Annotated in this window: 18 protein-coding genes; 3 read left to right on the forward strand and 15 right to left on the reverse strand. The window is 72.6% G+C overall.

The features are described from left to right. Positions 1 to 41: 41 nt before the first annotated feature. The 10 genes from ABEA24_RS00875 to ABEA24_RS00920 are packed head-to-tail and all read right to left on the reverse strand — an operon-like array spanning position 42 to position 13,568. Entirely contained in the window at positions 42 to 686 is a 645-nt protein-coding gene (locus ABEA24_RS00875) for an SIS domain-containing protein (RefSeq protein WP_345428293.1), read from the reverse strand. Beyond that, positions 683 to 1,468, reverse strand: a complete 786-nt coding sequence (locus ABEA24_RS00880) for a cupin domain-containing protein (protein ID WP_345428295.1) — start codon at positions 1,466 to 1,468, stop codon at positions 683 to 685. Before ABEA24_RS00880 ends, ABEA24_RS00875 begins: the two co-directional genes overlap by 4 nt. Beyond that, a complete protein-coding gene (locus ABEA24_RS00885) occupies positions 1,453 to 3,072 on the reverse strand; it encodes a trehalose-6-phosphate synthase (RefSeq protein WP_345428299.1) in 1,620 nt (539 codons plus the stop codon). Before ABEA24_RS00885 ends, ABEA24_RS00880 begins: the two co-directional genes overlap by 16 nt. After that, entirely contained in the window at positions 3,069 to 3,986 is a 918-nt protein-coding gene (locus tag ABEA24_RS00890; protein WP_345428302.1) for a transketolase family protein, read from the reverse strand. The genes ABEA24_RS00885 and ABEA24_RS00890 overlap by 4 nt, the downstream gene beginning before the upstream one ends. Then, positions 3,983 to 4,837 carry a transketolase gene (locus ABEA24_RS00895; protein ID WP_345428305.1) on the reverse strand — a complete coding sequence of 285 codons (855 nt, stop codon included), beginning with the start codon at positions 4,835 to 4,837 and terminating at the stop codon, positions 3,983 to 3,985. The genes ABEA24_RS00890 and ABEA24_RS00895 overlap by 4 nt, the downstream gene beginning before the upstream one ends. Then, positions 4,827 to 8,891 (reverse strand): type I polyketide synthase, encoded by a 4,065-nt coding sequence (locus ABEA24_RS00900; protein ID WP_345429596.1) that lies wholly within the window; start codon positions 8,889 to 8,891, stop codon positions 4,827 to 4,829. Before ABEA24_RS00900 ends, ABEA24_RS00895 begins: the two co-directional genes overlap by 11 nt. Further along, positions 8,891 to 9,952 carry a ketoacyl-ACP synthase III family protein gene (locus ABEA24_RS00905; protein WP_345428307.1) on the reverse strand — a complete coding sequence of 354 codons (1,062 nt, stop codon included), beginning with the start codon at positions 9,950 to 9,952 and terminating at the stop codon, positions 8,891 to 8,893. The genes ABEA24_RS00900 and ABEA24_RS00905 overlap by 1 nt, the downstream gene beginning before the upstream one ends. Positions 9,953 to 10,002: 50 nt before the next feature. After that, positions 10,003 to 11,037: a ketoacyl-ACP synthase III family protein gene (locus tag ABEA24_RS00910; protein ID WP_345428309.1), complete on the reverse strand. Its 1,035-nt coding sequence runs from the start codon at positions 11,035 to 11,037 to the stop codon at positions 10,003 to 10,005. A gap of 44 nt (positions 11,038 to 11,081) precedes the next feature. Next, a complete protein-coding gene (locus ABEA24_RS00915) occupies positions 11,082 to 11,954 on the reverse strand; it encodes a phytanoyl-CoA dioxygenase family protein (RefSeq protein ID WP_345428311.1) in 873 nt (290 codons plus the stop codon). Between the two features lie 39 nt (positions 11,955 to 11,993). Continuing rightward, positions 11,994 to 13,568 (reverse strand): FAD-dependent monooxygenase, encoded by a 1,575-nt coding sequence (locus ABEA24_RS00920; RefSeq protein WP_345428314.1) that lies wholly within the window; start codon positions 13,566 to 13,568, stop codon positions 11,994 to 11,996. Between the two features lie 286 nt (positions 13,569 to 13,854). Here ABEA24_RS00920 and ABEA24_RS00925 point away from each other — a divergent pair, with 286 nt between their 5' ends. Both ABEA24_RS00925 and ABEA24_RS00930 read left to right on the forward strand, forming a co-directional pair. Continuing rightward, a complete protein-coding gene (locus ABEA24_RS00925; RefSeq protein ID WP_345428316.1) occupies positions 13,855 to 15,084 on the forward strand; it encodes a cytochrome P450 in 1,230 nt (409 codons plus the stop codon). Positions 15,085 to 15,260: 176 nt separating this feature from the next. Next, complete coding sequence (locus ABEA24_RS00930) at positions 15,261 to 16,463, forward strand: cytochrome P450 (RefSeq protein WP_345428318.1); 1,203 nt, start codon at positions 15,261 to 15,263, stop codon at positions 16,461 to 16,463. A 7-nt stretch (positions 16,464 to 16,470) separates the two neighbouring features. On the opposite strand, the gene ABEA24_RS00935 is transcribed toward ABEA24_RS00930, so the two are convergent. The 4 genes from ABEA24_RS00935 to ABEA24_RS00950 are packed head-to-tail and all read right to left on the reverse strand — an operon-like array spanning position 16,471 to position 19,919. Next, positions 16,471 to 17,415 (reverse strand): catechol 2,3-dioxygenase, encoded by a 945-nt coding sequence (locus ABEA24_RS00935; RefSeq protein ID WP_345428321.1) that lies wholly within the window; start codon positions 17,413 to 17,415, stop codon positions 16,471 to 16,473. After that, positions 17,399 to 18,487 (reverse strand): 4-oxalomesaconate tautomerase, encoded by a 1,089-nt coding sequence (locus ABEA24_RS00940; protein WP_345428323.1) that lies wholly within the window; start codon positions 18,485 to 18,487, stop codon positions 17,399 to 17,401. The genes ABEA24_RS00935 and ABEA24_RS00940 overlap by 17 nt, the downstream gene beginning before the upstream one ends. Then, entirely contained in the window at positions 18,484 to 19,179 is a 696-nt protein-coding gene (locus ABEA24_RS00945) for a 4-carboxy-4-hydroxy-2-oxoadipate aldolase/oxaloacetate decarboxylase (RefSeq protein WP_345428325.1), read from the reverse strand. Before ABEA24_RS00945 ends, ABEA24_RS00940 begins: the two co-directional genes overlap by 4 nt. Next, positions 19,176 to 19,919 carry a PIG-L deacetylase family protein gene (locus ABEA24_RS00950; protein WP_345428327.1) on the reverse strand — a complete coding sequence of 248 codons (744 nt, stop codon included), beginning with the start codon at positions 19,917 to 19,919 and terminating at the stop codon, positions 19,176 to 19,178. Before ABEA24_RS00950 ends, ABEA24_RS00945 begins: the two co-directional genes overlap by 4 nt. A gap of 187 nt (positions 19,920 to 20,106) precedes the next feature. Here ABEA24_RS00950 and ABEA24_RS00955 point away from each other — a divergent pair, with 187 nt between their 5' ends. Next, complete coding sequence (locus tag ABEA24_RS00955) at positions 20,107 to 21,453, forward strand: MFS transporter (RefSeq protein WP_345428330.1); 1,347 nt, start codon at positions 20,107 to 20,109, stop codon at positions 21,451 to 21,453. A gap of 73 nt (positions 21,454 to 21,526) precedes the next feature. Here ABEA24_RS00955 and ABEA24_RS00960 read toward each other — a convergent pair whose 3' ends face one another. Continuing rightward, a complete protein-coding gene (locus ABEA24_RS00960) occupies positions 21,527 to 23,314 on the reverse strand; it encodes an ABC transporter permease (protein ID WP_345428332.1) in 1,788 nt (595 codons plus the stop codon). Positions 23,315 to 23,401: the final 87 nt, after the last annotated feature.

The following is a 23,401-nucleotide window of genomic DNA, read 5'->3' on the forward strand; positions in this document are numbered from 1 at the left end:
TGACAGCTATCGCAAGCATCCTGCCACGCGCGCGGGGAGGTCTAGCTCCCTAGGTGGCGGGCTGCGACGCGCTGTTTGAGGAGGCCGACCAGCATGTGGTTGACCGAGAGCATGAGGTCCTCGAAGTGGAAGTTGTTGTCGTTCTTGCCGACCTGGCCGGGGAACCTCGAGGTGCCGGGGACCACCAGGCACACCTCCGCCAGTTCCCTGCATCTGCCGCCGTCCCCCTTGGTCATGGCGAACGTCCTCGCGCCCGCGTCGACGGCGACCTGCAGCGCCTTCGTCACGTTCACCGAGTTGCCGCTCCCGGAGTAGGCCATGACCAGGTCCTTGCCGGTGACGAAGGGTGCGAGGGCCGCCGCGAACATGTCCTCGACGCCGATGTCGTTGACGAGCCCGGTCAGCTCGGCGGCCGACGAGCACAGGTTGACGAACGACAGCCGCTGGACGTCCGCCGGGAGGGGCCGTGTCTTGTCCTCCGTCACGAACGGATGGTGCTTGAAATCGCAGTAGGCGTGGTCGAGGGTGCCGGCGTTCCCGCCGTTGGCCATGGCGTAGACGGTGCCGCCCTCGTCGTACGTCTCGAACAGCATCGCGGCGGCGCGTTCGATGACGTCGACGGGCAGCAGCTCCAGGATGCGGCGCTTCTCGGCGAGGTAGAGCTCGATGGTCTCGGCGAGGTTCATGACCGGCCGCCCGCGTGCTCGGAGTCGATGCGGCCGTGCCCGCGTCCGGCGTCGTCCTGCCAGCGGATGACGTCGTCGAGTTCGGGGGTGGAGACCTCGATGGACGTGTAGTCCGTTCGCGCGATCACCCGGTGCAGCTCTCCCGGCGGGTTGGTCCAGCCGGTACGAGGACGGTGGACGGTGGTGGTCAGTCTCTCCAGGTCGATCACTGCGCTCAGGTCGTCGGGCGCGGTGGCTCCGGTCAGCACCGTGGCCTCTCCCTCGATGACGTAGTTGGTCTCCAGCTTCTGCCGATGGGACTGCAGGGACGATTGGTGGCCCTCGGTCATCCGGATGCGTTTCAGCGCGTACGGGACGCCGGGGAGGTTGTGGGTGTACCAGACCTCACCGCCCCAGGGCTTGTGCACCGTGTAGTCCGAGATGTCCGGACAGTGGCAGTCGGTCGCGCCCTCCGGCTCGGTCATCTCTCTGGTCTCGCCGAGGACGGAGCCGGCCTCGATGAGGACCGCCGGTTCGGCGCCGACATTCACGATCCGGTGGACGCAGCCCGGAAGGGCGTGCCAGCCGCCCAGGCGGCCGTACGTTCTGGTCTCTGTCGGGGTCTCCAGGCGCACCCGGCCGGCGATGACCACGAAGCTCCGGTGGTCACGCGGATGGGTCCTGTACGGGGTGGCGCGCCCGGCCTCCACGGTGTGCTCGGCGAACAGGTACGCCCCGTCGGCGGCCTGGTCGGCGAGCCGGCTGAGGTGCCCGTAATCGGTGTCGATCACGGTCGTCTGCATGGTTCCGCTCCCATCATGCGGTCGAGCCAGTTGTTCACGTCCTGCTCGCGCAGCGACCGTCGTGCCGCCGCCCGGCCTGCGGGGACCTCGCCGGAGGCCATCGCGTCGCGCATCGCCGAGGCGGTCGCCTCGACATCGAACGGGTGCACGGGCGTCACGTGGTCGGCCAGCTGCTCGTAGGCGCCCGCGTTGACCGAGAGCAGCAGCCGGGCGCGCTCGCCGAGGAAGAGTGCCTCCTTGGCGACGAGGTTCATGCCGTCGAACGTCGGGTTCACCAACGTGACGTCGGCCCCCGACAGGGCGGCGACGACGCAGTTGCGGGTCGTGGCGAGGTCGGGATAGATCAGCGAGACGGCGGGCCGGCCGGGCGCGCCGAACCGCTCGTTCAGGTCGGCGACCATGCCTTCGCACTCCCGCTGGAGCGCCAGGGTTCGCTCGGTCGGGCGGCCCGGCGGGGTGGCCACCGCGCAGAACCACCACTCTCCGGCCAGCCCGGGTTCGCGCTCCAGCAGGCTCCGGTACGCGGCGAACCCGCGCGGCAGGTTCTTCCACAGGTCGATGCGGTCGGCACGGACGATCATCCGCCGCCCTTGGCCCTCGCGGTCCAGCCGGCCGCGCCACTCGGCGGTGGCCGGCTCGTCGCGCAGCCGCTCCACCGCCGCGACGTCCAGCGGGAACGGGGCGACGGCGACCTGGGTCCGGTGCCCGTCGTACGTCACGCCGTCATCGTCGACGGTGCAGCCGGGCAGGTACCGGGCACAGCAGCCCAGGAACGCCAGCGCCCACCGGGTGCAGTGGAAGCCGACCACGTCGGCGCACAGCAGACTCGCGAGGATCCGGTCCCGGATGTACGCGGGGAGGACGCCGAAGTAGTCGGGCTCGCACCAGGGCAGCCCCTGGAAGAACGCGATCCGGCCGCGCCGCCCGTCACGCCGTCCGAGCATCTCCGGGACCAGGAACAGGTGGTGGTCGTTGACCAGCACGAACTCGTCCGGTGACCCCGTCATGAGCGCGGCCACCCTGTCGGCGTACGCGCGGTTGACCGCCTCGTAGCCGGACCACGCCTCCGCGAGCCGCCCGTCCGGCTGCCGTGAGGTGTCGAGCAGATAGTGGAACAGCCACAGCAGCAGGCGTACGCCGATGGTCTCGTAGTGCCGGTCGACCACGTCCCGTGGCAGGCGCAGCCGATGCAGCGTCACATCGCCGGGCAGCCGGGTCACCTCGACGGCGCCATTACCGGGCGGCCGGGTCGGCTCGGCGGAGCCGTCGCCGGGCGACCGGGTCAGCTCAACCGAGCCGTCGCAGGGAGGCGGGGTCGGCTCGGCGGAGCCGTTACCGGGCGGCCCGGTCAGCTCGATGGCGGCGTCGCCGGGCGGCCGGGACTTCCTGAGGGAGCCGTTCCCGCGAGAAGGTTGGGAGGGGCCGTTGACGGGCATGGTGGACACCCAGTCGCCGCCGTGCTCGCCGAACAGGGTCGCGAGCAGCGGCACCAGGCCACCGGGCGACCGGGGCAGCAGGCCCGCGCCGTCCTGCCATCGCGGCGCGCTGTTGCTGCAGACGATCAGTCTTACCCTGGGTCGCGGTCCTCCGCTCGGAGGGCTCATCGCGCGGTCTCCTGGAGGAGGGACGCGATCCCCGCGGCGTCCAGCCGGTATCGGCGGTAGAGGTCCTCCGGCGGTCCGGCCTGGCCGTAGTCGGGGACGGCGAGTACGTCATAGCGGGGCCGGTCGGGCAGGCTGAGCACGATGCGGCCAAGTTCGTCGGCGAGGCCGCCGACGACGTGGTGGTCCTCGACCACGACCGCCCGCCGGTGCGCGCCGACCAGACGCGCGACCGTCGCCCGGTCCACCGGCAGCGACGACACGTTGACCACCGTCGGCCGGACGCCGTCCGCGGCGAGCCGGTCGGCCGCCTCCACGGCGACCGGCACCGTACCGCCCATCGCGAAGACGACCACGTCGGTGCCCTCACGCACCACGTGTGGGACCCCGAACCGGAACCGGTATCCGTCTCCGTGAACCTCCGGCTGCGGCTGACGGCACAGCCGCAGGTAGCCCGGGCCCCGGCCGGTGGCGAGGTGGGCCATCATCTGCCAGGTCTCGGTGCCGTCGGCCGGGTGGAACACCTGGACGTTCGGCAGCGTGCGCATCAGCGCCAGGTCCCGGAGCCCCATCTGGGTCGGCCCGTCCCGTCCGATCGCCAGTCCGGCGTGGGTGCCGACCAGGACCACGCCCGCGTCGTTGAGCCCCACCGTCTGGAAGATCTCCAGGAACTTGCCGGTCAGGAAGTGGCCGAAGCTCGCGACGAACGGCCGGAACCCCTCCTGCGCCAGCCCGGCGGCCAGCCCGATGGCATTGGCCTCCGCGATGCCGCACTCGAAGAACCGGTCCGGGAACTCCTCCTTGAAAGGCAGCGTCCGGGTCGCCTTGGCGAGGTCGCAGTTGACCACGACGACGTGGTCGTACTCCCGGGCGATCTCGACCAGCGCGGTGCCGAACCAGTCCCGCGTCGACGTCATTCGCCGGCCTCCAGGAGGGTCTCCAGGAAGTCGACCGCCGCCGCGTACTCCGCCGCCGACGGGAGGTCGCCGTGGCTGCCGTTCAGGAGGACGCGTCCGGGGCCGAGCCGCCCCTTGCGGGTGTGGGCGATGATCGCCGACGGCCCGTCGGGGGCGCGTCGCCGGAACGCGTCGCGCAGCGCGCCGTGGTCGTGGCCGTCCACCTCGTCGACCTGCCAGCCGAACGCGCGCAGCTTGTCGGGCAGCGGGCGCAGCGGCAGGATGTCGTCGACCGCGCCGTCGCTCTGGCTTCCGTTGTGGTCGATGATCGCCACCAGGCCGGGCACCTGGTGCGCCCCGGCGTACAGGAACGCCTCCCAGACCTGGCCCTCCTGGCACTCGCCGTCGCCCAGCAGGCAGTACACGGTGGCGTCCCGGCCGTGGAGCCGCTTGCCGAGGGCGCGGCCGACGGCCACCGACAGACCCTGGCCGAGCGCCCCGGTGCTGACGTCCACCAGGTCGAGCCGGGTACGGTCCGGATGACCCTGCAACCGGCTGTCCAGGGCGCGCAGTGTGCCGACGTCCTCGGCGGGCAGGTCGCCGTCGACGATCAGGGCGGCGTACCAGGCCGGGGCCGCGTGCCCCTTGGACAGGACGAAGACGTCGCCGGCGGACGGGTCCGGCGTCCACTCCATCTGGTCGAACTTGAGCACGCTGATGATGTCCACGCACGACAGGGACGAGCCGGCGTGCCCGGATCCGGCCCGGTGGATCATCTCCAGCAGGACGAGCCGGCACCGGGTCGCGAGGCGGGCGATGCGGGCGGCGTCGGCGCGTTCGGCCGGGCCGGCGACCACTCCCTTACCGCCCATCGGCGCTCCCGTTGGCGTCCGCCACGGTCGTGTGCCCGGTGCTCCCGTTCCCGTCCGCCGGGGTCGCGTGTCTGGTGCTCCCGTTCGGGTCCGCTGCGGTCACATGTCCGGCGCTCCCGTTGGCGTCCGCCGCGGCCGCGAGTCCGGAGCTTCCGTTGGCGTCCGCCGCAGTCGCGTGTCCGGTGCTCCCGTTCCCGTCCGCCGGGGTCGCGTGTCTGGTGCTCCCGTTCGGGTCCGCTGCGGTCACATGTCCGGCGCTCCCGTTCGCGTTCGCCGTGGTCAGGAGTCCGGCGATGTAGTCGGAGACCGCGGTGATGGTCGGCTGCCGCCACAGCAGAGTGGTCGGCAGCGAGCAGCGGAACCGTTTCTCCAGCCGGCGCCGGACGACGACCGTGAGCACCGAGTCCAGCCCCTGCTCGACCAGCGGACGGGTGGGCGAAAGGTCGGCGGGGTCCAGCCGCATCTCCTTGGCGATCTGTGCACCGACCTCCTCGATCAGTACGGAACGCAGCTCCTCCGGGCCCAGTTGGGCGTACGAGTCGGCGGGCTGGGCGCCGTTCGCCCCGGCGTCCCCGGTGGACGGGGCGTCGATAACCGGGTAGCGAAGGCCCGACAGCCAGGCGATGACGTCGCCGGCCTCGTCGGTCACGCGTACCTGGACGGTGTCGGCCCGCTCGGGGTCGAGCCACACGTCGATGTGCACCACGTCCGGTGGTTCCCCGGCCGTGACCAGCCGGTCCACGTGGGTCACCATGCGCAGCAGCGGATCGCCGGGGAACGCGCTCGGCGCGACCGACATGGCGGCGTCCAGCACGGGGGCCCAGGTGGCGGCGGCCCCGCACCGTACGCGGGCGCGCAGTGCGCCGTGGCCGCGCAGGAGTTCCTCGACCGTCCACCCGAACCCGGTGCCGGGCACGCCGACGGCGGCCAGCCGCTGCGTGACCGAGCCGGGATCTGCCGAGGTGAGCGGCTGGGTGGGCGGCGTCGGTGGGTCGCCGAGGTCGGCGGGCGCCACGGCGGTGGCGATCATCTGCCAGGCCGCGTCCGGGTCGCCCGCGGTGCGGGCGGCCAGCCGCAGCCCGGACCCCTGCCGTACGACCTGGACCTCGCGGCGGTCGGCGGTCAGCAGCGGCGCCGACATCGTCACCTCGCCGAGCGCCTGGCCGCCGGACGCGGCGAAGAAGGTGGTCGCCAGCACCGCGGCGGGCACGATCTCGACGCCCTCGATGGCGTGACTGCCGGGATAGGGCCGGGTCTGGTCGTCCAGGGCGGTCCGCCAGAGCCGGACGTCGGTCCCGGCGAGCTCGATCGCGTCGCCGAGCAGAGTGTGCGCGTCCGGGTCGTGGCCGCGACCGCCGGCGTCGGGCGCCGACGGTGCGCGCCAGTGCCGGCGGCGCTGCCACGGATAGGTGGGGAGGGCGGCCGGTCCACCGGCCGGCTGGAGACGGCGCCAGTCCAGCGCGACGCCGGCGCAGTGCGCGGCGGCCGCGCCGGCCAGGAGAGTGGTGCGCGCGGGCCGGTTCCGGCGCAGCGACGAACCGACGAACACGTCCTCGTGCCCGACGGCGGACAGCGTCTCCAGCAGCGAGTGGGTCACCACCGGATGCGTGGAGACCTCCACGAAGGCCCGGTACCCGTCGGCCGCCGCCGCCGTGACGGCGTCGGCCAGGCGTACCGGCCTACGCAGGTTGGTCGCCCAGTACGCGCCGTCGAAGCCGGGCGCGGCCCGCGGGTCGTCCAGCGCCGTCGAGTAGACCCGCAGCTGCGGGGCGGCGGGAGTCAGGTCGGCCGCGGCGGCGGTCAGGTCGGCCAGCAGCGGATCCATCTGCGGCCCGTGGAAGGCCACGTCCGAGGCGACCCGCCGGGCGGGGACGCCCTCCTCGAGCCAGCCGGCCAGCACCTCGGCGACGGCGTCCGGGTCACCGGAGACGACCGTCGACCCGGGCGACGAGGCGATCGCGGCGACCACGTCGGTACGGCCCGCGAGCCGCTCCGCCGCGTCGGCGAACGGCAGCTGCACCATCGCCATCGACCCACGGCCCGCGACCCGCCGGAGCAGCCGGGACCGCCGGCAGATCAACCGGGCGCCGTCCAGGCGGCTCAGCGCGCCGGCCGTCACGGCGGCGGCGATCTCGCCGACCGAATGACCGATCACAGCATGCGGGCGCACACCGTACCCGCGCCACAGCTCGACCAGGCCGAGCTGCATCGCGAAGATCATGGTCTGGATGCGGTCGACCTCCGTCAGGTCCCCGCCGATGAGCACCTCCCGTGGGGAGAATCCGATCTCGGCGGCGAACACCGGCTCCAGCTCGTCGATCACGGCGGCGAACGCGGGCTCGGTCTCCAGCAGCTCCCGGCCCATGCCGGCCCACTGCGAGCCGTGCCCGGAGAACACGAACACCGGTCCGGGGCCGGGATCGGTGAGCACCCGGCCCGTGGTCACCGCGTCGTGCGGGGCGCCGGACGCCAGGGCGCGCAGGCCGTCGGCCAGCGCCTCCGAATCCGCGGCGGCCACCACCGCCCGCTCTGCCAGGTGGGCCCGGCGCAGCGCGAGCGTGTGCCCGATCGCGGCGGCCGGCAGGTCACCGGCCACGTCGGCGAGGGCGCCGGCGGCCTGCCGCAGCGCCGCCCGCGACGCGGCGGACACGGGGAACAGCAGGCCTGCGGTTCCCTCGGCGACGGGTGATGGCTGGCCTGCGGTCTCGTTGGCGACGGGCGACGGCAGGCCCGCGGTCCCCTCGGCCGGGGGCGGTGCCGACGGCGCCTGTTCGAGGACGACGTGGGCGACGGTCCCGCCGTAGCCGAAGGCGGAGACGGCGGCGCGGCGCGGGTGCGCGGAGCCGGGCCAGGGCGTCGGCGCGTCGACCACGCGCAGCCCGGCGCCCGCCCAGTCCACGGCCGGGGTGGGGGTGTCGAGCCGGCTCGGCGGCAGTTCGCGGCGGTCGAGCGCGAGGACCGCCTTGACGAGGCCGGCGATGCCGGCGGCGCCCTCGAGGTGGCCGATGTTGGACTTGGCCGATCCGATCAGGCAGGGCCGGTCCGCCGGCCTGCCCGCGCCGTACACGCTGCCCAGCGCGGCCGCCTCCAGCGGGTCGCCGACCGCCGTGCCGGTGCCGTGGGCCTCGACGTAGTCGACGGTGCCGGGCTCGACGCCGGCCTGGCGCAGGGCGCGGCGCATCACGTGCTCCTGCGCCTGGCCGCACGGCGCCATGATGCCCACGGTGCGGCCGTCCTGGTTGACCGCGCTGCCGCGGACGGTCGCGAGGATCCGGTCCCCGTCCCGTACGGCGTCGGTGAGCCGTTTGAGGACCACGACCGCCGCGCCCTCGCCCCGCCCGTAGCCGTCGGCCGCGGCGTCGAACGACTTGCTCCGCCCGTCGGGCGCCAGGGTGCCCGCGGCGTCCAGGGTGAGCGTCTCGCCGGGGGAGAGGATGAGGTTCACCCCGCCGGCCAGCGCGACGTCGGTCTCCCCGGCCCGCAGCGCCTGAACGGCCAGGTGCACGGCGACCAGCGACGCCGAGCAGGCGGTGTCGACTGCGAGGCTCGGGCCGCGCAGGTCCAGCGCGTACGAGACGCGGTTGGCCACCGCGCAGGTCGCCGCGCCGATGCCGGTCCACGCCTCGATGTCGGGCAGGTCCTCCAGGAGCCGGTGCCCGTAGTCGCCGGTGCAGACCCCGACGTACACGCCGGCGTCGGTGCCGGCGACGGCGTCCGGCGACACTCCGGCGTGTTCGAGGGCCTCCCACGCGGTCTCCATGACCAGGCGCTGCTGCGGGTCCATCAGCTCGGCCTCACGCGGCGACAGCCCGAAGAACTCCGCGTCGAAGTCGGCCACGTTGTCCAGGAAGCTGCCGCGCGGGACGGTGCGGCGGACCGCCGCGGCGTACGCCGGGCCGCGGTCGGCGTAGTCCCGCCAGCGGTCATCGGGTGCCGGCCCGCTCGCGTCCCGCCCCTCGCGCAGCAGGTCCCAGTACGCGCCTGGGGAGTCGGCGCCGCCGGGCAGGCGGCAGCCGATCCCGATCACCGCGATCGCCTCGGCCGGTCGGTCCATCACGCATCGCCTCCTCGTGTCCGCGCCCACACGGGCGACTCGAGCACCTCCACGACGGCGGCGGAGATGGTCACCCCCGGTCCGTAGGCGAACATCAGCAGGTGGTCACCGGGGCCCAGCTCACCGGTGCGGACCAGTCGCTCCAGCGCGAGGAACTGGTCGCTCGCCCCGCAGTGCCCGATGGTCCGGCCGAACTCCCACGTCGAGCGGGACGCCGGGATGTCCAGCCGGATCTCGCAGACCTGCTCGGCGATGTCCCGGGAGGTGTTCATGCACGCCACGCGCGTCACGTCGCCCGCCTTGATCCCGGCCTCCGACAGCGCCTGGTCGATCACCTCGGCCATCCGCTCGTCCAGCGTCACCAGCACTCCCGTGCCGTCACCCTCGACGACGGCACGCCGCCGGAACTCGTCGTTGTGGGCCGCGAAGTCCACCCGCCGGCCCTCGAGGATGCCGGGCGGGAACAGCGGCTCGGCGCAGCGGTGCATCTCCTCGGCCTGCGACACCGACACCGTGCACACCGACGCCAGCCGGGCGAACCCCGGCTCGGTGTCGAGCACGAGCGCGCTGCCCGCGTCGCCGGCGACGGCCCCGGGCAGCATCCGCCACCGGTCGACCAGCGGGGTGCCGTAGTTGTCGGCGGCGACCAGCAGCGCGGCCGGACGCCCCGGCGCGGCCCGCAGCCGGCCCACGGCCAGCTCCAGGGCGGCGAACATCCCGTTGCAGCCCTGCCTCAGCTGCGTGGCCAGAACCCCGTCGCCGACCAGGTGGCGTTGCACGTACGCCTGCGGGGGCCAGCCCTCCGGCCCCTGGTGCCAGGTCGAGACGTACAGCAGGAGGCCGAGTTCGGTGGGGGACCGGCCGCTCCGGGCGAGCGCGCTCCGCGCCGCGCGCAGCGCCATCTCCGGCGCCGGGACGTCACCGGCCACCGCGACGGAGGCCAGACCGTACAGCTCGACCTCGTCCGCGGAGTACCGGCCGGCCGCCACGGCGTCCTCGACGGTGACCGCGCCGGGGATGTACGACCCGACCCCGCTGATGTACATGTCCGCCGTCTCCATGCCCGCCTCCTCGGACTCGACCGTCGACGCTTCGCCCGCTCAGCGGGTGGTCACGCGTACTTCTCCGGAATGTCGAGGATTCTCAGTACGGCGCAGGCCATGGTGGTGCCGGCGCCGAGCCCGACGAGCAGCACGTCGTCACCGGCGGCCAGCCCCCCGGTGGCCAGCAGGTGGTCGAGGGCGACGAACTGGTCGCCGACCCCGAGGTGCCCGATGCTCGCGCCGTACTCCCAGGTGGTGTCGGCCAGGGTCAGCCCGAGCCAGTTGAGTCCCCGGTGTTCCAGGTCGTCCCAGCGCCCGTGGGGGAACGCCACGCGCGCCACCTCGTCGAGCGTGATCTCCGCCTCCTTGAGGGTGCGGTCGATCAGATCCATCAGCGTCGTCTGGATGGCCAGCATCACGGCGGCGCCGTCCCCCTCGATCAGCCGCTTGCGGAACGCCCGGTTGCGCGCGGCGAAGTCCAGCGGCCGGCCGACGGTCGCGTCCGGCGGGAACATCGGCACGCCGCCGTCGTTGACCGCCTCCGCCTCGGGCAGCACGGTCACGTTGACCGACCGCACCTCGGCGAACCCGGTGTCCGTCGTGACCAGCAGCGCGCATCCGGCGTCGCCCAGAATGCAGCCCTCGATCGCCCGCCACCGGTCGACCAGCGGAGTGCCGTGGTTGTCCGCGCCGACCAGCAGCGCGGTGCCGCCCGGCCGCAGGTATCCGGCGGTCAGCTGCAGGCCGCTGAACAGCCCGCAGCATCCGTTCCGGAGCTCGACGGCCAGGACGTCGCCGCCCACCAGGTGCTGCTGGAGGTAGTACTGCGGCTCCCAGCCCTCCGGGCCCTGGTGCCAGACGTCGGTGTACAGCAGGAGGTCGAGGTCGCGCGGGGACACCCCGCCGGACCGCTCGAACGCGTGCCGGGCGGCGCGGAGCGCCATCTCCGGCGCCGGTACGTCGCCGGCCACCGCCGCGCCGCGGAGACGGAAGTACTCGACCTCGTCGGCCGGGTAGCGGCCATCGGCGGCGGCCGTCTCGACGGTGACCACCGGCGGCAGATGGACGCCGATACTGCGCAGGTACAGGTCGGGGGTGCGCATCTGTCTGTCCCTCCTTCGGCGCGGGCACGCCGCAGTGCGGTGACCTACCGGGCGTCGGACATCGAGGCGGGGTCCGCCGCTCCGTCGCGGAGCAGCAGCATCGGATCGCTCAGCTCGTACAGGCCGCACATCGGCGGGCAGGGCTGGTAGCCGAGGAGCCGCTGGATGTCCTCGGGGTACGTGCGGACCACCTCCAGCGGCACGGACAGGTACTGGTTCTCCTCCTGCCGGAGGTTGCCGAGGTCGAGGGCGTACGACAGGCCGGTGCGGGGCGCGTCGGAGGCGTTGACGCCGGCGCCGTGGTACGTGCTGCCGAGCCACACCAGCGCGGAGCCGGCCCGCATCGCGGCGGGAACCGCCTCGTGGTCGCGGGGCGCCCGCTCGTCGTCCCACCGGTGGCTGCCCGGGATCACGCGGGTGGCGCCGTTGACCGCGGTGAACTCGCTCGCGGCGACCATGACCTGCACCCGGCTCTCCGGGCCCGGGTGGGTCCTCAGGTGAGCGGTGTCGTCGCGGTGCAGCCCCTGGAGCGGCACCCCCGGCCAGATCTGGATCGCCCGGGAGATGCCGAGCTGGATGGTCGGGACGAACTCCACGCGCTGCTCGCCGAGCCAGGCTCGCACCGGGCGCTGCAGGAAGTGCCGTGCCACGCCGAGGAAGTGCGGCTGCCGCAGGATCGGGACCGAGTGCGCCGACCGGCGGACCAGTCCCGGGAGGATCCGCGTCTTCTCGCCGACCAGCCTCCCGTCGCCGTCCGCCTGGCGTTCCAGGGCCGGCCCGAGGTCGTTCCAGAACCCTCGGAGCGTGGCGGCGTCGACGAAGTCCTCGACGATCACCGCGCCGTCGCGGTCGACCACCTCGATGGCCTCCTCGACCGGCGCCGACGCCGGGAGTGTGGTCAGCCTGAGATCACTCATTCCGCCTCCGGGAGCGTGCCTTCGAATCGGACCTGGGGGTCATGCCGCGGGTGGGCCGAACCATCGGGCGAGGGCGTCCGGCAGCGACGCCGGTTCGGCGGGGGTGCTCCAGGCGACGAAGCCGTCCGGCCGGATCAGCAGGGCGTCCGCCGGTGGCTCGTCGCACTCGGCGGTGACGATGTCGACCCGGTCGGACCAGGGCTCGGCGAGGGCCCGGACTCCGGGACCGGCGCCGAGGTCGAGCAGCAGCGGCCGCCCGGTGCGCTGCAGCTCCGCGACCCGTACGGTGCCGTCGCTGTGCTGCGGTTCCGCCGCCCGTACGGTGCCGTCGGCGCGCTGCGGCTCGGCGACCCGTACGGTGCCGTCGGCGTGCCGCAGCCGCAGGTCCGGGCTGTACTTCCCGACCAGGGGGCCGGTGAGCGCGGGATCGCCCATGTCGTAGCCGATGTGCAGGTCGTCGACCAGGGAGGTGAGCTGCCGGTTCGCCTCGTCGCGGAGCAGCAGCTCCCGGAGCAGCCGGCGCAGCGCGTCGACGTGGGGGCCGGGCCGCATCAGCGCGATCGAGGCGCGCTGGATCTCCAGGGTCTGCGCGCCGATCGGATGCCGCTCGGAGGTGTAGGTGTCGAGCAGGTCGTCGGTGCACCAGCCGCGCGCGACGGCGGCGAGCTTCCAGCCGACGTTCAGCGCGTCGCCCAGCCCGAGCCGCAGCCCTGGACCGCTCCAATGCGAGTGGACGTGCGCGGCGTCGCCGACCAGCAGGACCCGCCCGCTGCGGTACGTCTCGGCCTGCCGCGCGTTGTCGGTGAACCGGGTGATCTTCTTGACCTCGGTGACCGTCACCTTGGTCCCGCTGAGCCGCCGCAGCGCGCCCTGGAACTCCTCCAGCGTGATGGGCGCGTCCCGGTTCACCGGTGGGCCGTCGAACTCCAGGATGATGAACCGGGGCGGCCCCTCCTCGTACACCAGGAGCCCGCCGTCCTTGCGGAACCATCCGGGCAGGTGGAAGTCGAGGTCGTCGATCTCGGCGAAGGCGCGGTATCCGGTGGTGATCCCGTCCGTCCCCGGAAAGGCGACGCCGGACAGCTTGCGGACCATGCTCCGGCCGCCGTCACAGCCGGCGAGCCACTCCGCCTCCATCGCGTACGGCCCGTCCGGGCCGTCGACGTCGAGGCGCACCCGGTCGTTGTCCTGGGTGAATCCGGTGACCGTGTGGCCGCGCCGGACCTCGACGCCGAGCTCCTTCGCGCGCCGTGCCAGGTCCATCTCCAGCAGTTGCTGGGGCACCAGAAGGTCGGGCGACTCCGGCCGCAGGAGGAACATGCTGGCGAAGTGCCGGGCGCCGGGGAACTCCTTGGGCAGCAGGCTGTCCGGCCGCTGCTCGCCCGCGTCGATCCGGGCCTGCTGCTCGGCGGTGGGCGGCGTGATGGGGGTCTCGGCCACCCCGAGCATCAGGCCGCGGCGGTCCATGATGTCGACGGCCCGCCCGGTGATGCCCTCGGCCTTGGGCCGCCACTCGACCTCGGGGAGGCGTTCGAGCACCACCACCGGCACGTCGTGAAGCGCCACCTCACAGGCGAGCATGAGCCCGACCGGTCCACCGCCGACAACCGCCACCTGAGCATCCCGAACCGCCATTAGCACCCCTGTTTGGAGATGACAGTGAGCCTGTTGGAATAGTTGCGAAGAGTTGTCAGATCCTCCATCGCGGGCCGGTGCAATTAGGGCGGCCGGTGGGATCTGAGAGTTGACAGATGTGCATGTTCGGTCAGCGCCGATGCTAAGCGGACGGTACGGAAATGACTAGTGGTGTCATTTTTCGGATTCGTCATGCATAATCGGCGGCTGATGATCATCGGCGCGCCGGGGGTGTCTGCCCGGTGCCGAGGCGGGAGGTGGCCGGATGAGCGACAGCCCGATTGCCCGACCGTTGGAGACCGATCGGCCCACCCCTTTCGACCCGCCCGTCGAGCTGCGAAAACGGCCGCCGCTGAGTCGGCTGGCCTACCCGGACGGGCATCTCGGCTGGGTCGCCACCGGGTACTCCGTCACCCGGGCGATCCTGGCCGATCCGCGCTTCAGCACCCGCCGGGAGCTGCTCCACCAGCCGGTCGGCCGCGACCGTGCGCAGGAGCGGCCGACGCCCGCGGAGCCGGGCATCTTCCCGCACATGGACCCTCCCGAGCACACGCGGTACCGCCGCCTGCTGAGCCGTCACTTCGGCCCCCGGCGCGTCGCGGAGCTGACGCCGACGATCCGCCGGTGCACCGAGCAGGCCCTCGCCGGCATGGCGGACGGCGGGTCGCCCGCCGACCTCGTCGCGGCGTTCGCCGTGCCGATCCCGGCCCTGGTCATCTGCGAGCTGTTGGGCGTGCCGGTGGAGGACCGGCAGGCGATCCAGGCGGCCACCGCGGTGATGAACGACCTGGACTCAACGCCGGAGCAGGCGTTCGAGGCGGTGATGTCGATCACAGGGACGGTACGCCGCCTGGTCGCGAAGCTCCGCGCCGGGCCGGCACCGTCGGACGACGGGCTGCTGGCGCACGCGGTGGCGACCGGAGACCTGACCGACGACGAACTCACCAACCTCGGCATGGTGCTGCTGGCCACCGGCCACCTGCCGACGTCGAGCATGCTGTCGCTCGGGACGTTCGTGCTGCTGACCGAACCGGCGCAGCGGGCCCGCCTGACCGGGGACCCGGCCCTTGCCGAGCCCGCGGTCGAGGAACTGCTGCGCTACCTGTCGATCCTGCAGTTCGACGTGCGCCGCACCGCGCTGATCGACGTCGAGATCGACGGCCACACCATCGCGGCCGGCGAGACCGTCGTGCTCGCCCTGCCGGTCGCCAACCGCGACCCCGAGCGCTTCGCCGGCCCGGACACTCTGGACCTGGCCCGGTCCGCGACCGGGCACCTCGCCTTCGGCCACGGCGTCCACCAGTGTCTCGGGCAGCAGCTCGCGCGGACCGAACTGCGCATCGCGCTGACCGCGCTCTTCGAGCGCTTCCCTGACCTGCGCCTCGCCGTGCCGCCGGACGAGGTGCCGACCCGCGACCGGATGGCGGTGTACGGGGTGGACCGGCTGCCGGTCGCCTGGGGTCCCGCTCCAGCGCCCGTCGGCATTCACGACTGAGCGTACGTCTCTCCGAAAGAAGGACCGGAAGTCTGACATTAGGGATTACGAGGGGAACGATATGCGCATTCATCGGACCACTCACCAAGCGTGCCGAGGAACGCACTCCCGGCTGCGCCGATCTCGGAAAATGCGCAAATAATGAACGTTATTCGCCTTGCGGAGGGGGAACTGCGATGAGCGCGTCCGAGGACGACATGCTCGCGCGACCGACCTTTCCGATGGAGCGGACCTGCCCGTTCGCTCCGCCGGCCGAGTACCAGCGGATGCGCGACCGCGCGCCGCTCGTCCGCGCCGACCTGCCCAACGGGGCGCCGGTCTGGGCGGTCACCCGGCACGCCGAGGCGCGGCAGATCCTCGGCGACCCGCGGATCAGCTCGCACACCGGACGGGCCGAACGGACTCGCGGACCCGACGACGATCGTCCCGACGACGGCTTCTTCATCGACCTGGACCCGCCGGAGCACAGTAAGTACCGGCGGACCCTGATCTCGGAGCTGGGCGCCCGCTCGGTGGCCGCCATGCGGCCGCGCATCCAGCGGATCGTCGACACGGCGATCGACGAGATGCTGGAGGCCGGACCGCCCGCCGACCTCGTCGAGTCGTTCGCGCGCCCGGTCCCGGCGCGCGTCCTCTGTGAGCTGTTCGGCGTCCCGGCCGGGGACCACGGGTTCTTCGAGTCCCGGCTCCAGATGCTGGCCGTGATGAGCATCGACCCGCGGGCCGCGCAGGCCTCCCGGGAGCTTCGCGGCTACCTGCGCGACCTCATCCGCCGCGCCGAGCGTGAACCACAGGACGGCCTCATCGGACGGCTGGCCGCCCGGTACCTGCCCACCGGGGAGCTGACCACCGACGCCCTGATCAACATCGGTTTCCTGCTGCTGCTCGCGGGCTATGAGTCACCCGCGAACATGATCTCGCTGGGCGTGGTGACGCTGCTGGAGCACCCGGCGCAGCTCGCCGCGCTGCGCGCCGATCCGGGCCTGCTGCCGGGTGCGGTCGAGGAACTGCTGCGGTTCCACTCGGTGCAGGACTGGGTGAGTTTCGACCGGTTGGCGGCGGACGACCTCGACATCGGCGGTGTGCGGGTCCGCGCCGGTGATCGCCTGACGATACTGACCGCGTCCGCCAACCGTGATGAGCGGGCGTTCGAGAATCCGGACGAGTTCGACATCCGCCGCTCCGGGCACCACCTCGCCTTCGGCCACGGCGTACACCAGTGCGTCGGTCACAACCTCGCCCGCGCCGAGCTGGAGATCGCCTACGGCACCCTGCTGACCCGGATCCCGACACTGCGCCTGGCGGCCGGGCTCGACGAGCTGCCCTTCGCCTACGACGCCGCGTTCTTCGGGCTGCACGCGCTGCCCGTCGCCTGGTGATCCGGTTCTACACCGGCGGGGTGCCGTGGGTGTGGAAGGACGCGATCGTCTGCAGCCCCCAGGCCTGCCCCTTGGCGCGCTCGGCCTCGGTCCAGGTGATCGTCTCCCAGTCGGGGGCGAGGACGAGCCGTGCGCAGGGGTTGCAGAGCTCGATCCGGTTGCCGCCGGGCTCGTAGACGTACAGGAAGAACGTCTGCTGGATGGCGTGCTTGTGCGGCCCCGTCTCGATGAACACGCCCTTGTCGAGGAAGATGTCGGCGGCACGGAGGATGTCCTCGCGGGTGTCGGTGGCGAACGCGACGTGGTGCAGACGCCCGTGGCTGCCCGTCCGGTCGCGGGTGTAGACGAGGTCGTACGACTTGTTGGTGAAGGTCAGCCAGCGACCGGCGATCGTCCCGCTGTCGAGCCTGATCTGCTCGGTGGGGTGCCCGCCCAGGACGTCCCGGACGAACTCGGTGCTGCCCTCCACCTCGGCGGCCAGGAAGTTGACGTGGTCGAGGCGGCGGACGCAGACGCCGCGCGCCGGGTACGCCTGGGCCTGGTTCTTCAGCGAGGGCGTCAGCTCCGGCGGAGCGTCGTACCACTCGCTCTCCCAGTAGATCTCCAGCTCATGGCCGTCGGGGTCGCGGAAGACGTACGTGGGGCCGATCCCGGGGTCGCCGTCCCGCCAGCCGACGCCGTACCCGGCCTCCTCGATCGCCTTCACCCGCCGGTCGAGGGCCTCCTGGCCCGACGTACGGAGCCCGGTGCGGCGGATGCCGGACGTGGTGTGGGCGGTGAGTTTGAGGGTGTGGTGCTCGTAGTCGTCCCACGTGCGCAGGTAGACGGAGTCGCCGTCGGCGCCGTTCTCGGTCAGGCCCATGACCTCGGTGAAGAACCACAGGCTCTTCTCGGGTTCGGGCGTCAGGAGCTCGACGTGGGCGACGTGCGCGATCTCATGCAGGGGCGCCATGGGTGCCTCCAGGGCGAGGGAAGACGGTGCCGTCGAAGAGCTTGCGGGCCGTGCGCACGACGCTCGACCGGCGGACGGCGGGGCGGGGGGCCGCGTCGTCGAGTTCGACGACGACGTCCAGGCGGCCGGTGGGGTGCTCGACGCCCATGGGCGAGCCGGGCGCCGGGAGCTCGGCGAGGTCGTGACCGACGGCGCCGTCCAGGAGGAGCGCGGTGGCCACGGTCACGGCCCCGAGGACGCCGATCGACGCGTGGACGCGCAGCGGGATGAACGTCCGGGTGGAGATCGTCCCTCCATTGCGGGGCGGAGCGACGAGCGTGGTCTTGGGCACGGAGGCGTCCGCGACGTCGCCGAGGCCCATGAGCTTCCCGGCCTGGAGCCGGAGGGCCTGGATCCGGTCGCGCAGGCCGTCGTCGGCGGCGAGCTCGTCCTGGCTCTCGTACCCGGTCAGGCCGAGCGCCGACGCCTCCGCGACGACGACCGGCATCCCGTTGTCGACGCACGTGACCTCGAGGCCGTCGATCACGTCCCGGACCCGGCCGGTCGGCAGCAGCGCCCCGCAGGCCGAACCCTCCGTCCCGGCGAAGTCGATGACGATCGGGGCCGCGGTGCCCGGGACCCCGGAGATCGCGGCGCCACCGGCGTACTCCACGGTCCCGGACGGGGTGGCGAACGTCGCGGTCGCGACGCTGCCGGAGTTCACCATCCGGATGCGGACGCTCGTCTCCGGGTCGCCGGGCGCGACGAGGCCGCGTTCGACCGCGAACGGCCCGACGCCCGCGAGCAGGTTGCCGCAGTTCTGCCGGTCGGAGACGGTCGGCTCCTCGACCCCGAGCTGGAGGAACAGGTAGTCGACGTCGGCCTCGCCGTCGGCCGAGGGGGAGACGACGGCGACCTTGCTGGTGAGCGGGTGGGCGCCGCCGATCCCGTCGATCTGGCGGGGGTCCGGGGTGCCCATGACGCGCAGGAGCAGGTCGTCGCGGTCGGCCGGGTCGTCCGGCAGGTCCGTGGCGAGGAAGTAGGCGCCCTTCGACGTGCCGCCGCGCATCAGCATGCAGCGCAGCCCGGTCACGAGCCGTCCTCGCCGTACTTGACGTACTCGATGCCGAGTCCGGGGAGCCGGTCGCGCAGTCCGTAGCGGTCCAGTCCCAGCTCGCCCCGGCGGAAGGCGGCGCGGGTCGCCTCCTCCTTGGCGGCGCGGGCCTCGGCGGCCGCGAGGACGGCGGGCACGTCCTCGCGCGGGACGCACACCACGCCGTCGTCGTCGGCCAGGATCGCGTCACCTGGGCGGATGAGCTCGCCGGCGATGCTCACCGGGACGTTCACCGAGCCCGGCGTCGCCTTCACCGTGCCCTGGGCGCTGACCGCCGCGGACCACACCGGGAAGCCCATCGCGTGCAGCTCGGCGACGTCCCGTACGCCGGCGTTGATGACGAGGCCGCGGACGCCGCGGTGCTGCAGCGCGGTCGCGAACAGCTCGCCGAACATCCCGTCCGTGGACGGCGACGTGGTCGTGACGACCAGGACGTCGCCCGGCCGGCACTGCTCGACGGCGACGTGGATCATCAGGTTGTCGCCCGGCCACGACAGCACCGTCACGGCGGTGCCGCCGACGCGCGACCCGAGGTGGACCGGGCGGATGCCCGGGCCGAGGTACCCCGTCCGGCCCATCGCCTCGTGGACGGTCGCGACCCCGTGCGCGGCCAGGGCATCGACCTGCTCCGCGTCGGCGCGCGGCGGGTCGGTGACGACCACCGTCCTCATGCCAGCACCGCCGTCGTCTGCGGGTACACCCGGACGTACGCCTCGGCCAGCGTGTCGTGCGCGAGGCCCAGGTTGGGTCCGGCGTTGCGCTTGAGCTGCACGCCCCGTCGCTTCGCCAGGTCGGTGTAGTAGTCCCACATGTGCTGCTGGGCCGGCAGGCACTCCATCGCCTTGCGCTTGCGCTCGAAGACCGGCGTGATGTCGAGCAGCACGTCCGGCTTGAAATCGCACTGCTCCGGCTGGTGCGGTTCGAAGAAGAACACCGGCGGGGCCCCGAGGGGCTCACCCGGCGCGTCGTACCCGATGGCCTGCGCGAGGACGCGCGCCTGCAGGGCCATCCGGGCGGCGGCGGGGTGGTCGCCGTTGTACGGGTCGGTGAGCGTGTGGGTCAGCACGACGGCGGGCGTGAACTCCCGGTACACGCGGACGAGCCGGTCCACCAGCTCGGGGGTCTCCTGGAGGGGGTAGTCACCGGCGTCGAGGAAGTCGATCTCGGCGCCCAGCTCGGCGGCGGCGGCCTCGGCCTCGGCCCGGCGGATGCCCTTGATCTCTTTGAGGGTCCTGCCCTCGCGCCAGGCGCGGGCGGACTCGCCGCGTTCGCCGAAGCTCAGGCACACCACCTTCGCGGGGTCGCCCCGCTCGGCCGCCAGCGCGATCGCACCCGCGGCGCGCCAGACGAAGTCACCGGCGTGCGCGCTGATCACCAGCAGTCGACCGGCGGAGCTGGTCTCGGTACCCATCAGAACCCTTCTCGCGGTGAACGCTCCCCGAGCGGCACGGCCGCCCGGCACCCATGCTGGGCTCGGCTCGAACGGATTGTCAACAATTTTGCCGCAGCTCTTGTAGCGAAGAAGTGTCGCAATTACTCTCAGCGCACCAGGTCCGGAAGGCGCGCCGGACCCGCCTCCGGCGAAAGCGAGAGACGACATGCCTCCGAAGCCCGCAGACCCCTCGTACGTCGCTCAGCTCCGCAGACCGGCCACGGTCGTCGTGGTCCTGTGCTGGGTGTTCGTCCTGCTCGACGGCACCGACCTCTTCGTCTACGGCGCGGTCCTGCCGCGGATCCTGAAGGGGCACGAGCTCGGCATCACGGCCGGCCAGGCCGGGGACATCGGCAGCTACACCACGTTCGGCATGCTCGTCGGCGCCCTGTGCGCCGGCACGGTCAGCGACTGGATCGGCCGCAAGAAGGCCGTCATCGCGAACGTGACGCTGTTCTCTCTGGCCTCCGTGGCCACCGCCGCCGCCCCGTCCGCCGCCGTCTTCGGCGGCGCGCGACTGATCGCCGGCCTGGGCCTCGGCGGGCTCCTCCCGACCGCGATCGCGTACGTGATGGACTACGCGACGCCCGGCCGGCGCAACCTGATGGTCGGCGTCCTGATGACCGCCCACCAGACGGGCGGCATCGTGGCCGCGGCGCTCGGTCTGTGGGTCGTCCCGTCCTTCGGATGGCGATCGGTGTTCTGGCTGGGCGCCGTGCCGGCCGTCGTCGTCATTCCGCTGGCGGTCAGGTTCCTGCCGGAATCGGTGAGCTTCCTGGTGGCCAAGGGACGCCGGGAGGAGGCGGAGACGCTGGCGCAGCGGTACGGAGTCACCCTGGACGCGCCGGCCGCCGCGCCCCGGAGGTCCGACGCCTGGCAGAACGTACGGGCCCTCTTCGCGGGCTCACAGTGGCCGACCACGCTCAGCTTCTGGGCCGCGTCGTTCGCCGGCCTGCTGCTGGTCTACGGGGTGAGCACCTGGCTGCCCACCATGATGCGCGCCAACGGGTACGAACTGGGCTCGGCCGTCAGCTTCCTCCTCGTCATCAACCTCGGCGGCATCGTGGGGCTGCTGAGCGCCGGCCGCCTGTCGGACCGGGTCGGTCCGGTGCGCGTGACGATCGTCTGGTTCGCACTCACCGCCGTCGGGACGGGGCTGTTCGCCGTGCACATGCCGCTCGCCGTCACGTACCTCGTCGTGTTCCTCACGGGGGCGTTGCTGTTCAGCGCCCAGACGATGGTCTACGCGAGCGTCGGCAGCCGCCACGCGGCCGACAGCCGTGCCACCGCCGTCGGATGGGTCGCCGGCATGGGCCGGTTCGGCGCCGTCTTCGGGCCCTGGCTCGGCGGAAGGCTCGTGGCCGACGACGCCGCGACCTGGGGGTTTGCCGCCTTCTCGATCGCGGGGGTGGTCGGCGCGGTCATGATGGCGGCCGCGTACCTGAGCATCCGGCGCCGGCCCGTGCCCCTGGCGAGCGCCACCGTCGACGACGAGCTGCCCGGCCAGGCCTGACGCGGGTCCAGAACCGGTGTCGTTCGCGAACTGATCGCCGATGGGCGCCGTTCGCCAGGACCCGGATCGACACTCACGCTTCGGCGCTGAGGGTCTGTGCCACGGATCTGCGGGCTGCGACACGGGCGGGTACGGCGGTGAGCGCCGCTGTCGCCGGTAGGGCGGAGAGTGCGGTGGCGAACAGCAACCACGCGGGAGGCCAGGTCACACCTCCGGCACTGAAGAGCAGGCACAGGACGATGCCCATGGGGATGCCGGCGAGGGCACCGGGCAGCGTCGGAAGCAGTTGCGCGACGGACAGCCCGGCCGTGATCTGTCCGGGGGTGGCGCCGAGGGTGCGTGCGATGGCCATGGTGGGCCGGGCTTCTTGCGCCGTGGTCCAGGTGATGGTGACGGTGTTGATGACGGCGAGAATGATCAGCGCGGCCGTGACGGCCAGCATCATGTGTCGGCCTTGGTCGACCTTCAGATTGGTCAGGCTGGAAGAGCCTCCCAGGCCGTAGCCCCTGGCGGGCTGGGCGTTGAGCATCAGCAGGGCGATGATCGCGGTCAGCGTGGCCGTCATGTTGCATGCGTGCAGGATGGCGCGGCCGGGTCGGCGGGCGATCAGGCGGAGCCCGAGCAGGAGTGGGGCCGGCAGTAGCGCGGAGATTCTGGTCAGGTGGGCTCGGTGCTGGGGCTGGTGGGCGGTGTCGGCGAGTGCGGCGACGGTCTCGGTGCGCAGCGCCCGGATGGTCGGGCCGAGGGTGGTCAGGGCCGCGACGGCCAGGGCGATGATGGTCGTGACGGCGATGGTGGTGCCGGTCGGTCCGGTGGCGGTGGTGATCAGGCTGGCGGTGGGGTTGATGAGGGCGGGTTCGGCCAGGCGTGCGGCCGTCAGCCCGAGTGCGTCGGCGAGGAGCGCCAGGGTCAGGTATTCGGCGAGCAGGACGGCGGCGATGAGGCCGGGTGTGGCGCCGACGGCCTTGAGCAGTCCCACCCGGCGGGTCTGCTTGGCGGCGCGTCCGGCGGCCAGCGTGGCCACGCCGGCGATGGCCAGGAAGCAGAGCAGCCAACTGCCGACGACCAGGATCGGCTGGCTGTCCTTGAGCATGACCGAGTCCTGGACGACCATGAACTGCCAGGTGACGAAATGCGTGGTGGCCTGGTTGGGATCCACGGACGCCCTGTGTGAGTCCAGGAACGCCTGGGTTGCGGAGGGGTCGCGCAGCTTCAGGTAGATGGCGGAGGTCACCGACAGGCTCGCGGAGGCCAGCGCCCGAGTGTCCGGCTCGTTCAGCCAGACCAGACCGCTGTTGTCGCCCGGCCCTTCGGCCCCCATCTCCGCCCACGGGTAGACGGTGTAAGCCGCGGTCACGGCGATTCCGACGATCGGAAGCGAGCGGCCGGCGACGGTGACGTGGTCGCCGACGTGGACGCCCAGAGCGTTGGCGAAGCCGCGTTCGATCACGACCCCTCCGGGGCGTACCCAGCTGCCCGAGGTCACCAAGGGGCGGTCGACCGGGCCCGGTGTCGCCTTGGCGCCTTGCGCCACCACGTTCGACGTGGTGCCGCGCGCCGTGAGGGTCGCATAGAACTGGCGGTACGGTCCGCTGTGGGCGACGACTTCGGGAGCGTGTTCCAACGAGGTCAGGGCCGAGGTCGCGGCCCGGTCGCTGCCAGGGGAGAACGCCACGAAGTCCGGACCGGCGGTGGCCGCACGGGTCTGCCGGTACAGCGCTTCGGTCGCGCCGTGCAGTGACATGCCCAGGCTCAGCATGGCGGTGGCGGCGGTTATCGAGACCAGGAGCATCACCGCCTGGGCGGGATGGCGACGTACGTCGGCCAGAACGAGACGGAACACAAGCAGAACGCGGCCCACGGCCTTCAGTCCTCCAGTCCGAACAGGCCGTCGAGCCGCTCGGTGCGGCCTGCCGGCCAGGTGTCGTCGACCACACCGCCGAACTCG

It is taken from the genome of Actinoallomurus vinaceus, assembly GCF_039542055.1.
GTDB lineage: Bacteria > Actinomycetota > Actinomycetes > Streptosporangiales > Streptosporangiaceae > Actinoallomurus > Actinoallomurus vinaceus.

Coding starts and splice junctions, on each gene's coding strand:
- ABEA24_RS00890 (WP_345428302.1), bottom strand. CDS start 3,986: ATGACGTCGACGCGGGACTGGTTCGGCACCGCGCTGGTCGAGATCGCC.
- ABEA24_RS00935 (WP_345428321.1), bottom strand. CDS start 17,415: ATGGCGCCCCTGCATGAGATCGCGCACGTCGCCCACGTCGAGCTCCTG.
- ABEA24_RS00955 (WP_345428330.1), top strand. CDS start 20,107: ATGCCTCCGAAGCCCGCAGACCCCTCGTACGTCGCTCAGCTCCGCAGA.
- ABEA24_RS00925 (WP_345428316.1), top strand. CDS start 13,855: ATGAGCGACAGCCCGATTGCCCGACCGTTGGAGACCGATCGGCCCACC.
- ABEA24_RS00875 (WP_345428293.1), bottom strand. CDS start 686: ATGAACCTCGCCGAGACCATCGAGCTCTACCTCGCCGAGAAGCGCCGC.
- ABEA24_RS00880 (WP_345428295.1), bottom strand. CDS start 1,468: ATGCAGACGACCGTGATCGACACCGATTACGGGCACCTCAGCCGGCTC.
- ABEA24_RS00915 (WP_345428311.1), bottom strand. CDS start 11,954: ATGAGTGATCTCAGGCTGACCACACTCCCGGCGTCGGCGCCGGTCGAG.
- ABEA24_RS00885 (WP_345428299.1), bottom strand. CDS start 3,072: ATGAGCCCTCCGAGCGGAGGACCGCGACCCAGGGTAAGACTGATCGTC.
- ABEA24_RS00905 (WP_345428307.1), bottom strand. CDS start 9,952: ATGGAGACGGCGGACATGTACATCAGCGGGGTCGGGTCGTACATCCCC.
- ABEA24_RS00910 (WP_345428309.1), bottom strand. CDS start 11,037: ATGCGCACCCCCGACCTGTACCTGCGCAGTATCGGCGTCCATCTGCCG.
- ABEA24_RS00900 (WP_345429596.1), bottom strand. CDS start 8,891: ATGGACCGACCGGCCGAGGCGATCGCGGTGATCGGGATCGGCTGCCGC.
- ABEA24_RS00930 (WP_345428318.1), top strand. CDS start 15,261: ATGAGCGCGTCCGAGGACGACATGCTCGCGCGACCGACCTTTCCGATG.
- ABEA24_RS00895 (WP_345428305.1), bottom strand. CDS start 4,837: ATGGGCGGTAAGGGAGTGGTCGCCGGCCCGGCCGAACGCGCCGACGCC.
- ABEA24_RS00945 (WP_345428325.1), bottom strand. CDS start 19,179: ATGAGGACGGTGGTCGTCACCGACCCGCCGCGCGCCGACGCGGAGCAG.
- ABEA24_RS00950 (WP_345428327.1), bottom strand. CDS start 19,919: ATGGGTACCGAGACCAGCTCCGCCGGTCGACTGCTGGTGATCAGCGCG.